General features: G+C 33.9%; 8 protein-coding genes and 1 pseudogene. 3 read left to right on the forward strand and 6 right to left on the reverse strand.

Going from position 1 to position 12,440, the window contains the following annotated elements:
• Nucleotides 1-75 precede the first annotated feature (75 nt).
• A pseudogene (locus J6569_RS03380) lies at nucleotides 76-1,119 on the forward strand (alpha-galactosidase); the annotation flags it as partial.
• A gap of 335 nt (nucleotides 1,120-1,454) precedes the next feature.
• Nucleotides 1,455-2,462: a substrate-binding domain-containing protein gene (locus J6569_RS03385; RefSeq protein ID WP_296302760.1), complete on the forward strand. Its 1,008-nt coding sequence runs from the start codon at nucleotides 1,455-1,457 to the stop codon at nucleotides 2,460-2,462.
• Between the two features lie 101 nt (nucleotides 2,463-2,563).
• Here J6569_RS03385 and J6569_RS03390 read toward each other — a convergent pair whose 3' ends face one another.
• Nucleotides 2,564-4,282: a carbohydrate porin gene (locus tag J6569_RS03390; RefSeq protein ID WP_296317605.1), complete on the reverse strand. Its 1,719-nt coding sequence runs from the start codon at nucleotides 4,280-4,282 to the stop codon at nucleotides 2,564-2,566.
• Nucleotides 4,283-4,478: 196 nt separating this feature from the next.
• Between J6569_RS03390 and J6569_RS03395 the strand changes: the two genes are divergently transcribed.
• Complete coding sequence (locus J6569_RS03395) at nucleotides 4,479-4,952, forward strand: hypothetical protein (RefSeq protein WP_296317607.1); 474 nt, start codon at nucleotides 4,479-4,481, stop codon at nucleotides 4,950-4,952.
• Nucleotides 4,953-5,038: 86 nt separating this feature from the next.
• Here J6569_RS03395 and recB read toward each other — a convergent pair whose 3' ends face one another.
• The 5 genes from recB to nlpI all read right to left on the reverse strand — a co-directional run bounded on the left by recB (nucleotide 5,039) and on the right by nlpI (nucleotide 12,417).
• Nucleotides 5,039-8,515, reverse strand: a complete 3,477-nt coding sequence (gene recB, locus J6569_RS03400) for an exodeoxyribonuclease V subunit beta (protein WP_296317609.1) — start codon at nucleotides 8,513-8,515, stop codon at nucleotides 5,039-5,041.
• A complete protein-coding gene (sixA, locus tag J6569_RS03405; protein WP_296317611.1) occupies nucleotides 8,494-8,952 on the reverse strand; it encodes a phosphohistidine phosphatase SixA in 459 nt (152 codons plus the stop codon). The genes recB and sixA overlap by 22 nt, the downstream gene beginning before the upstream one ends.
• 10 nt (nucleotides 8,953-8,962) lie before the next feature.
• On the reverse strand, nucleotides 8,963-9,259 hold the full coding sequence (locus J6569_RS03410) for a YfcZ/YiiS family protein (protein WP_065560648.1): 297 nt from the start codon (nucleotides 9,257-9,259) through the stop codon (nucleotides 8,963-8,965).
• Between the two features lie 185 nt (nucleotides 9,260-9,444).
• Nucleotides 9,445-11,211, reverse strand: a complete 1,767-nt coding sequence (locus J6569_RS03415; RefSeq protein ID WP_296317614.1) for a DEAD/DEAH family ATP-dependent RNA helicase — start codon at nucleotides 11,209-11,211, stop codon at nucleotides 9,445-9,447.
• A 345-nt stretch (nucleotides 11,212-11,556) separates the two neighbouring features.
• Nucleotides 11,557-12,417, reverse strand: coding sequence for a lipoprotein NlpI (nlpI, locus tag J6569_RS03420; protein WP_065589550.1), 861 nt, complete (start codon nucleotides 12,415-12,417; stop codon nucleotides 11,557-11,559).
• Nucleotides 12,418-12,440 lie beyond the last annotated feature (23 nt).

Below are 12,440 nucleotides of genomic sequence, written 5' to 3' on the forward strand. Positions count from 1 at the left end.
TCACTGGCATTTATGTTAATGTGGCTGCCAATGTATTGTTGAGTAATTTATGTACAGCAAAGATCAACAGCCCCTAAACATGTTAAAGATCTTGGTATGGAGTTTGGTATTTGGGTTGAACCAGAAATGATTAATAAAAACTCAGATCTTTATCGTGCCCATCCAGATTGGTTACTTGAACTACCAGGTTATCAACAACCAGAAGGTCGTCATCAGTATTTACTTGATTTACAAAATCCAGCTGTTTTTGAATATCTACTTGAAAGACTAACTTGGTTACTCAGTAGTTATGACGTTGATTATATAAAATGGGATATGAATCGTGAAATTGTTCAACCTGGTCATGAAGGTAATCCTGCTATTGTTGGTCAAACTAAAGCGCTTTACCGATTACTTGATATTTTGCAAGAAAAATTCCCTACCGTTGAAATAGAATCTTGTTCATCAGGTGGAGGGCGAATTGATTATGAGATTTTAAAGCGTACACAACGTTTTTGGACTTCAGATTCTAACGATGCATTAGATAGACAAATAATTCAACGCGGAATGAGTTATTTCTTCCCTCCTGAAGTGATGGGTGCTCATATTGGCGGTGAATTATGTCATACTACATTCCGTGAGCTACATATGAATTTACGCGGTCTAACTGCTTTATTTGGTCATATGGGAGTTGAACTCGATCCAGTAAAAGTATCTGAGCAAGAACAAAAAGGTTTCGCTTATTATATTAATTTACATAAACAGCTGCGTCCTATGTTACATAGCGGTAATTCTGTAAGATTGGATGTTGATGATAACCCTGCTATGCAAAGTTATGGTGTTGTTAGCCAAGACCAAAAAGAAGCTGTGTTTATTATTGCTCAACTAACATTACCAACCTACGCGTTAAGCGGTAATTTACGATTGACAGGTTTGTTGGCCGATAAACAATACCAAATTGAAGTGCTAGATATGCCTGATAATATCGAGCCTAAAATAAATGGTCATGTTATGAAAGCATTACCTCAATGGATGAAGGACACAACAACGTTATCTGGTGATTGGTTAATGAATGTCGGTTTACCTTTACCAGTACTTGATCCAGCAACAGCTATATTAATAAAAGTAACTACTAAATAATGTTATTAATACTTTTAAATTAATTAGTTAGCCACTATCAGGGGATTTGCTAATCGATGTCCCCTTAATATTTAATTTTTAATGAACAATTCTAGTTTTTAATTCGCCAATGATTTCATTGGCAAAGTTTTTATTTTACCTTATTATGATAAGTTAATTCAGTCATATATCAAGAGTATTGCTAAATGAATTAACTTCAAGACAGTAAAAAAGATAACCCTTTCACTTTCAGTACTTTTTGTCTTATATTATTGTTAATCTACAGAACTCTATATTGATAAGCATTAAATATTATAATTATCGATATTTTATGGATAGTAATTAAAAGGTTTTTTATGGCGACAATAAAAGATGTTGCGCGTTTAGCTAAAGTTTCAGTTGCAACTGTATCTCGCGTAATTAATAACGCAAATAACGTTCGAGATAATACAAGAGATACAGTAAAAGAAGCTATGCAAAAATTAAACTACTATCCTGATGCTAATGCACGCGCTTTGTCACAACAAAATTCGAATACTATTGGTATTGTTGTAGCTGATGTATCGGATCCATTTTTTGGTGCCATGGTTAGTACCGTTGAAAAAGTTGCCTCACGAACAGGTCATTTTTTGTTGATCGGTAATGGCTATCATAATGAGCAACAAGAATATAATGCAATTACTCAATTAATTGAACATCGCTGTTCGTCGTTAGTTGTACATGCCAAAATGCTCTCTGATAGCGATCTAGAAAAATTGATGCAACAAGTACCCGGTATGGTTCTAATTAATCGTATCGTAAAAGGATTTGAAAAACGCTGTATTGCTCTTGATGACCGTTACGGCTCTTATCTTGCAGTCAAACATTTAATTCAACATGGGCATACTAGAATTGGTTATTTATGTTCAAATCATAATATTTCTGACTCATCTGATCGTTTACAAGGCTATAAAGACGCATTGTTAGAACATGGTATTGATGTTAATGAGAATCTGATTGCAATTGGTTTACCAAATGAAATAGGTGGCGAACAAGCAATGATGTCATTACTTGAACGTAACTGTCATATCTCTGCAATTGCTTGTTATAACGATTCAATGGCCGCCGGTGCAATGTCTGTGCTTTACGATAATGATATTAAAATTCCAAACGATATTTCGATCATTGGTTTTGATGATCTTATTTTATCACGTTATTTACATCCAAAATTAACTACCATTCGTTATCCTTTACAGACAATGGCTGAACAAGCTGCTGAATTAGCACTAAAACTTGCAAAAGGAGAAAGTATTCCAACAAATTTGATTAACGTCTATATACCAACCTTAACTAAACGTTATTCAGTAGCTTTTATCAATAGTTAAAAATAAAGTAGCTATACATCAAAAAAGTATCCATTTTTCATCTGAACCATATATTTTACATCTATAATATAGTTCAGATGATAAGTCTTATTTTATATCACTTAAAACCAAACTTCTGTTTGTACACCAAAACTAATTTGATGATCTTTACCATTAAAATCAAATTTACTAATATCATTTTGTAGTGCTTCTATATAAGAAACATAAAAACGAATATCAGGTCGTGAAGATAAAATACTTTTTCCGACTTTAAATGAATGGTAAAGTGTTGTTTTATATCCTTCTTCGACATAAGTTTTACTTTTAACTTTGTCTTTCTGACGAAAGTAACCTAGTTCAACACCGCTTTGATTATAAGTATCCCAGATATAAGCTGGTCTTATTGCTGATTTAAAACTTGTAAAATCGGTATGTGGAAGATTAAGATCATAAGAATAAACATCATTTCCTGAAGTTAAAGCCAAAGCATGGGCAACAATGATATTATCGCTTAAATAAGCTTCACCTTCCGATACAAAACGATAAGCTTTACCACCAGTATGTGTACCTATATAGTCATTATCCGAATTACTGGCAAACTCTGGGTTATTAGTATTAATGTTAGCCAGCTGTGATGCAACAGAATTGGTTGCTGTCTGTAATGTAAACTGATTAAATCCGCCAAAAAATTCATTTTGACGCAAAACAAAGCTACCAAGCCAAGCATTTTTAACAGATATACTATTTTGAATTTTAGATTTATTTGGTGCTGAATAACGAACATTCAAACCAAGCGTTGCATTTTGCCATAATGGGATATCACGATAGCGAATTTCTAGTTCGTTTAAATCAACTTCTTCCTTTTTATATTGTTCAATTTTATTTACTTTACTATCATCAGTACTAATTATTTCTTTTTTATTTTTCACATTTACATCTGCTCTAACTAATGATAAATCAAGAGCACCAACACCGACTTTAAGATTTTCAATACCAATACCTCCACCTGCTGGCGTTTTTTGTGTTTTCCAATCAAGCATTTGTATTTCATTATAAGGCAAAGAATGTTTACCCACCCATAATTTCGCATCAGGAAAACGTGGCACAAATCCTTTTGTTTCTAAATATATATCTGAAAATTGCATAATATTGTCATCTTGCGTATTAAATAAACCCGCAGCTTTATTTGTTGCCACGTTTCCATCAATCATAACAATTGCATCAACTCGCCTTCCATCTTGATCATAGACTTTTTGCTTAAAGATAAGATCATACCAACCACCATATTCATTACCAAATCGACCTAATGCACCTTCAGCATAATTTTTAGGTTTACCATTGCTTGAAGTTGACCAACCACCACGGAAGTAACCATTATAAGAAAATCCTATTTCTTCTTTAATATAATCTTTAAATTCAGCTAAAGTAAATGAAGTCTTTTCTGGATGATTGCTGTCTTGCATAGTATCGGTTTTTGGTGTACTAACTAGTAAAATTTGATTATTATTTGCTTGTACAGGATTAACTGGAGGCTGTTGCTTTGTAATTGCTACATTTTGACTATTTTTAAGCGCTTTTTTCTGATTATTTATAATAATTTGTTGTTTTTGAAGATTATTATTTAATTTAGCAAGTTGCTTATTAGAATCAATCACTTGCTTTTTCAAATCATTAGACTCTTGACTAAGAACTAATAACTTTTGCTCTAATAACGCAATTCTTGCTTCTAGCTCATCTTGAGTTGCTGCCATCGCATTGGGTAAATAACACAAACCTAGCATAGTCATTAAAACAACTCGTTTTGGTTTGATTTTATATACTATTTTTTTTGAAAATTTCATTTCTCCCCTCCCCTAAACTTATTATTAAAAAATATTTAAAAATCTTTTAAATTTGAGACAAAAAAAAACCTAAAAAATAGTCATAACTATTCTTTAGGTTTTGCCCGCTATAAATCGGTAACAATCCAATACCTTTTATTAGGTAGTTTAAATATAACCAATAAGAGCGACTATTCAAAAACTAAACACTAATATTGTGATAGATATCACATTAAAAATTATCATTTTATATACAGTATTAATCGGTTTATGTTATCAAATGAAACAGATTCCTAAAAAAGTAAAATGGCTTGGCTTAGGACCTCATGAAAATTATCCTGATCGAAAAACATCAGCTATTTTTGGTGATTGGTCGTTACCTTTTGCAGAACTTTATACACCTTATATTTATCCATGTGAAAATGGATTGCGTTGCGAGGTTAAAAGATTGCAACTTAATGAGATGATCATAACTGGACATCAGTTTAAATTTAACGTTAATCAATATGGGACAGAGCAATTAATAGAAAAAACTCATCGTCATTTATTGGAACCTAGGTCATGCGCTTATATAAGTATTGATGCTTATCATATGGGAATTGGTGGAGATGATTCTTGGACACCAAATGTACATCATAAATTTTTACTGACAGATAAACACTATAGCTATCAGCTTATGTTTAAATGTTAAATAAGCCATCTAAAAATAAGGCACCGTTTTGGGTGCCTTATTTTTATTCAATTGTATTTTTCGATATGGTTATTTCTTAATAATTGTTATATTCCATTTAACATTTCACCATCAAACAGCTTATCAAGTTCTTCGATAAATTCTTGCTGAGGTAGGTGATAAAAGATGCCTTGCTCGGGCATTCCTCGTAAAAAGAGATAGTATACCCCTCCAAAATGCGTTTGGTATTGGTAATTAGACAAACGTCCTTTTAAAAAACGATGCAATGCTAAACAGTAAAGTTGATATTGTAGGTCATAGCGATGATCGCACATCACTTTTTCAAGTGCTTCTTGGCTATAAGCATCAACACATTCACCTAACCAATTAGATTTATAATCAACCACATAATATTTCCCTTCAAATTTGAAGACTAAATCGATAAAGCCTCTTAGCATACCTTGTACCGACTCAAAATCTAATTCGGGACATAATCTTGATAAATGATCATATTGTTTACACAAACTATCTAATTGCTGACTAGTGACTGTTTTGCGTATAGGGAGATAGAATTGCAATTCGTTAATATGTTGCCCCATTAACGCTTGCGATAATATTAAATTTGGATCATGCAGTTTTGTAGTCAATATCTGTTGCATCCAATTTGTTACTACGCTATTCCACTCTGTTTCTAAATTGAGCTTTTTTACCATCTGATTACATAATTCAACAAGATTATCTGATGTGATATCTTCCATAATGCTGTGCATTAATGTACCGACATATGCTCCTTTAGGAAAATGGTGGATATCATATAGTGTGTCGTTTGATTGTACTCTATCGGATTCGTATGGGGATTCGTCCCAGTCATTAATAAGATCAGGCTTATAAGCCAATACATTATGATTATGCCTTTGTAATTCAGTATAACTTGTAACCCGCCAACTGTTTGAAATATTACGCGAAAATACGTTAGCCGATAATGATTGGTCTGGCAAAATTGCCGGAATATACTGTTCGCTCTCTATTGGTAATTGGACATCAATTAAATTAGCTATATTGGCAATTGATCTTAATTCACTTTTTAATAAATGATTAATAGCCGATTGGCTTTTTTTCAATGAAGCAAGTCCAATACTACAATGATAAACCGAGCGAGTCATTGCAACATATAATAGCCGCAAATCTTCAGCAAGTCGCTCTTTTTCTATCTGCTCTTTAATCTCATCAGACAGTAACCATGCATAAGTTGGCTGATACTCATTATCTTTATCATGATAAAATTGGCTATCGGATGCACGATATATTGAAATAAATGGTAACCAAACAATTGGAAACTCTAATCCCTTTGATTTATGAATAGTAATAATCTTGACAAGGTTTTCATCACTTTCAAGGCGTTGCTGATGATTTTCTAAATTTGGATCTGGGTTAACAATTTGTTTTGTCAACCACCGAATTAAGGCGTGTGGACCATCTAACTCATTTGATGTTTCTTGAAGTAATTCACCTAAATGCATTAAGTTAGTTAATGTTCGTTCGCCATCTTGGCGAGCTAAGATGTTTTCAGCTAGATGCCGTTTTTTCATCATTCGGCGTAACATAACCAATACACCATAATATTGCCAAATTGCTTGATATTGTTTGAATTCTTCGACCAAACTTTCCCATTTATCTTGATCGTCAGTGATTTGTTCAAGGTCTGTCATGGTTTGACCTAATAGCGATGTCATTAATGCTAGCTTGAGCATTGTTTCGTTTTCTGGCATTAAAACAGCTTGCAATAGGCTCAATACATCTTTTGCTTCATTTGAAGAAAACACACTACTATTGTTTGACAAGTAGACACTCTTAACACCGCAATGAGTCAATTTTTGTTGGATAACTTTTGCCTCACGTCCATTACGCACTAAGATTGCAATGTCAGCTGTAGTCACTGGACGTTGTTCGTTTTCGCTATCAATTAACATTGACGAATTAGACAGTAAAGTCACTATTTGGGTAGCACAACAACTAGCCATGTGTTCTTGATAATCTGAATTGGTTGCAATATCATCAGGCAGTAAGTAAGCAGCTAATGCCGATACTTCTTGGTTGTTAACTTGCAAAGACTTTTGCTGATTCCGTTTTGCCGCTTCCATGGGTAAAAAAGGAATATCATTAAATATAAATGGATTATCGCAATTAGAAAATAATTGGTTAACAGCTTTGACCATCGAAGCAGATGAACGATGGTTTACATCCATGGTAAAAGAATTTTCCCCTGTCGATTGTTTAGCTTTTAAGTAAGTGAATATATCTGCACCTCGAAAGCTGTAAATTGCTTGTTTTGGATCACCAATAAATAATAGACCTCGATCTAACTTGTTCCTGTCATAAATACGATCAAAAATTTGATACTGAGCAGGATCGGTATCCTGGAACTCATCAATTAAAGCAACACAATATTTTGAGGCTATACTTTGCGCCAATCGATCACCTGCTTTTGCTTTTAATGCACGATTTAGTTGCCAAATAAGATCGTCAAAGCTCATCTCGCCATTTTTGAGTTTCTCGTTATAGATCCCTTTCTGAATTACACTGACAATATCCATTAAGATTTGGCTTCGTAGATCAAAAGGTTGTTTATATAGATCGTCAATTTGTTCAAAAAACGAATGACATGGAACACTTTTTCCTTCTTTCGTCTTTTCGATTAAAACTGATTGCTTAAATTTTTCAAGTTCGTTGGGTAATTCAAATGTTCGAGTTTTGCTGTTAGCCCATGCCGATACTTTAATTACCCAATTGGGTAGATTTCGACTACTATATGATTGTTTGCTGACACCTGATTGTATAATGATTTCAACTAATTTTTCAGACAAAGCTAACCAAGATTTTTTAATATTTTCAATTTTTTCATAACTTTGTTGGTGAAACAACTTTATTGTTGTACTTATATCTAGGTTTACCTTGCCAGCATTGTTGAAATCTAACCCTAAATAAGGGGTGATGTCTTTTAGCAATGCCGTTGGATCTTGCCATGTAGCAAGCACTAAATAAGCAAGTGGTTTATCAAGCGGTGTAAAATAGTGACGCCAAAAATCTTGAGTTACTCTTAATTTTAACTCATATTCATCAGAGATTAGCTTTTGCTCAAATAAAACACCCGATTCAAATGCATGGCTAGTTAGTATTCGTTGGCAAAAACTATGTATAGTATAAATAGCCGCATCATCCATTGACTGTTGAGCAATAGTAAGTTGCTGTACTGCAAATTTTCTATCATCAATTAATTCAATGAGTTGTTGATAAATAGGATCTTTATGATGTCCTTGTAATAGCCCTATTCGCAGTTCTTGAATATTTTGCCTTATCCGCGATCGAAGTTCTTGAGTTGCCGCTTTGGTAAAAGTCACAACCAGAATTTCGTTAACATTTAAAGGCCTTGGGTAACTATTTTGACCAATGCCCAATAACAATCTTAAGTAAATAAAGGCAAGAGAATAAGTTTTACCCGTTCCAGCCGATGCTTCAATTAAAGTTCGACCAGTTAGAGGTAAATCAAAAAGATTAAGTTTTTTTACTCCGCTTGATGAAACCATTCAAGATTTCCTGCAGAGTTTGGTAATAAACTAATACAAGCAATTGCGGCAGTAGAAAACATAGGAGGAGCAACTTGCGGACATAGTTCATTAACTAAATATCCCACCAATGGCAAATGAGATACAATAATCACATTTTCAACCCCATCATTTAACAATATTGCTAATATGTCAGCAATATGAGATGGGCTACCACCAGGCACTAAAAATTGATTAGTTTCAACTTTTGCAACACTAACGTGTGATGATAATTCTGTTAGTGTTTGTTGAGCTCGCAAATAAGGGCTAACCAAACCAATTTCAAATTGAAAATTTTGCTGTTCAAGCCATTTACCAGCTTGATTTGACTGATTAATGCCATAATTTGTTAATGTTCTACTGGAATCCGATGAAGCAGAAAACCCTGCTTCACCATGTCTCATAATACAAACTTTCATCAATATTCAATTAACGTAATTTTAATTGGAAAATCATGCATTCTGCACCACAACAAAAGGTGAATTTTGTTGATAGTTTAAAGCCATTACTTATTTTATCAATATTGCTATTAATTTCACACGGCTCTGTTGCGACATCATTTGCAGCTTGAGTTAAAGATGCTAACTTAGCTTGAGCTTCTGATTCTGTCGCAAAGATGTGTTCATACTCAGCGCTACAGTCTTCGTTATCAATTATTGTACCAACATCCACACAACAACATGCTGGAGTTTCGTTTGCTTTGCATTTGTTTAAAGAATCTGCCATGCTTACCTCTAATTAACTGTTAATATTTTTAATAGTATACTCTCAATCATAACTTAGGGCAAAGCGCTAACTCTGTTTTGTTTTTTATCTGAATATAATGCAGTATTATGTGGCTACTAAACTATGTTGTTAGTTGAGATAAAAAGAATTAAAGATACCTCTGCCAAATGGCAGAGGTCAATACATTAGAATTTAGGTGCTGTTGGGCGACCACGCTTTTTTGCAAACGGTTTATCAGATGTATCTGATTTACTGTTTTTACGAGCTCGTTTAGTATCAGACGTTGCTCCACTGATTAAGTTCATTTTCATTGGTTGATTAAGTACTCTTACTTTTTCAAAATGTTTTAGTATGTCTTTTGGCATACCTTTTGGTAATTCAACTGTCGAATAAGTGTCATGAAGCTTGATATTACCAATGTAACGACTGCTAATATCAGCTTCGTTAGCAATTGCCCCCACAATATGACGAACTTCAATACCGTTCTCTTTACCAACTTCAATACGATACATATCCATATCACCAACATCGCGTCGTTCTCGACGTTTTGGGGATTCACGATTATCACCACGTAAACGGCGTTCACCGCCACGATTATCCCGATCTCGCATTTCACGCGATGGTTTAAACACTGGGTCTGGTGGTAAAATTAAAGGGCGTTCCCCTTGTGCTAATTTTAATAAAGCGGTTGCAATCGTTTCAAGATCGGCTCCACTATCCGCTTGTATTTTTGCTAATAACTTTTGGTACTCATCTAAATCACTACTCTCAAGTTGTTTCTGAACTTGCGCAGTAAATTTAGCTAAACGGCGCTGTTCAAGTAGCTCTTTTGATGGCAACCCAACTTCTGGAATTGTTTTTTTGATAGTTTGCTCGATATTCTTAAGTAAACGACGTTCACGGCTATCAACAAATAAAATAGCACGGCCAGCACGACCAGCGCGACCTGTTCGTCCAATACGATGAACATAAGATTCAGAATCTAGCGTTATATCATAATTGATAACTAAGCTAATACGCTCAACATCTAAACCACGAGCAGCAACATCGGTTGCAATTAATATATCTAAACGACCATTACGTAAACGATCTAATGTTTGTTCACGCAATTGTTGTGTCATATCACCATTTAATGCAGCACAACTATAACCGTGCTTTTCAAGCACTTCCGCCACATCTAAAGTAGCTGATTTTGTTCGAACAAAAATAATAGCCGCATCAAAATCTTCTGCTTCTAGAAAGCGAACGATAGCTTCGTTTTTACGCATACCTCTAACAAGCCAATAACTTTGGTCAATATCAGGGGCAGTTTGATTGGTACCTTTGATCTGAACTTCTTTAGGATTTTGCATAAATCGTTTAGTAATACGACGAATTGGTGCTGGCATTGTTGCCGAAAATAAAGCTGTTTGATGATCATCTGGAATCGTTGTCATAATGCTTTCAACATCATCAATAAAGCCCATTCTTAACATTTCATCTGCTTCATCAAGTACTAATCCCTTAAGATTAGAGAGATCTAAGGTTTTACGATTTAAGTGATCAAGCAAACGTCCTGGTGTACCAACTACAATTTGAGGACCTTGTTTTAAGGCTCGTAATTGAACGTCATAACGCTGTCCACCATATAAAGCGAGTACTTTTACCCCTTTCATATATTTTGAATATTCAGAGCAAGCATCAGCAACTTGTATAGCCAATTCCCGTGTAGGAGCTAATACTAAAAGTTGTGGTGCTTTTAAGTTTGCGTCAATATTCATTAAGAAAGGAATTGAAAATGCAGCGGTTTTGCCACTACCTGTCTGTGCCATACCCAATACATCATTACCCTCTAATAATAGAGGAATACATTCAGATTGGATTGGTGATGGTTTGCTAAAACCAAGATCATTTAATGCGTTAAGAATATCCTCGGATAAACCAAGATCAATAAAAGAAACTTCTTTTGTCATGTAAACTCGCTTATAAATTTTGAATATATAAACTTACTTATTTAGTAAAATCCTGATAATTATTAACTAATATCATATAAGTTTTATCTTATTTTTTTAAACCAAATAAAGAAAGCAGATATAAATTTATGCCAGCTCACTAAATTGAAAATTTACAACTCACCCCAATAACTAACTGCCTATGTTAACTCAACAAATCGAATCTAAAAAATAAACTAAGGTTGATTGATATTGATATATCTAAGATAAAGCTAACCGCATTATCTAATGTTAAGAACATATTATTTGGCAAATCAGAACTACGCTATAACAATATTTTCACTTTTAAAACTGGCATGACCCTTGTTACTCTTCTTTTTCTTCAAGTAACTTCATTTCATAAAGTGCCTGTTGATGTTCAACATAGTTATAAATATTATTGGCTAAAGCATATTTAAATAACATTTTGGCACGTTCGTTGTCACCTTTACTTTGATAATATTTACCTAAGTAAAAGTAGGCTTCACAAAGGCGTTCGGCTAATTGTCGATTATTCTCTACACCTTGTTGAAGGTTCTGCATTAATTTAGTTTCGCTAATTTTACCTAAATAAAATGCAATAATATTGCCACTATAACTCGTTTTATCATTAATCAGATCATAACGTTTTTGTAGCTCAATTTTGGCGGCTTTATTATCATTTTCCTTTTCAATCAAATAAAGCCATAGAATCCTAATAGGTTCATTCATATCATATTGATAAAACCTTAATGCATCACGCTCTGCGGCTTGATAATGGCCTGTACGATACAACGTAATAGCACGATTTAAATACGCATAAGTATAAGCGGGATCAAGCTCTAATGTAGTATTAAACGACATTAAAGCTGTATCAAAATCGCCATCTCTTAATGCATAGGTTCCTAGAAAGTTGTAAATGTCAGGAACTTCAGGATTTAAGCTCAACAAATAGGAAAAATCGCTTTGAGCAAAGGCTTTAAAACCCAATGAATCATAGGCAATACCTCGCTCAAATATGAGTTGCATTCGCGTTCCAGTATCAAGGCCTTTTTGAGACAGCTGTTGGCTGAGCTGAGCAATTTTTAACTCATCATCATATGAAACTTGCTCAGGAACAGCTAACAAAGGTTGAGAATTAGAACAACCTGACAAAAGAATAACAGCTAGCAAAATGCAGCATACAGTTCTCAGGTTGAATAATCCCATTTTTATCCCCTAATGAATAATAA

The organism is Gilliamella sp. (genome assembly GCF_024104075.1).
GTDB lineage: Bacteria > Pseudomonadota > Gammaproteobacteria > Enterobacterales > Orbaceae > Gilliamella > Gilliamella bombi.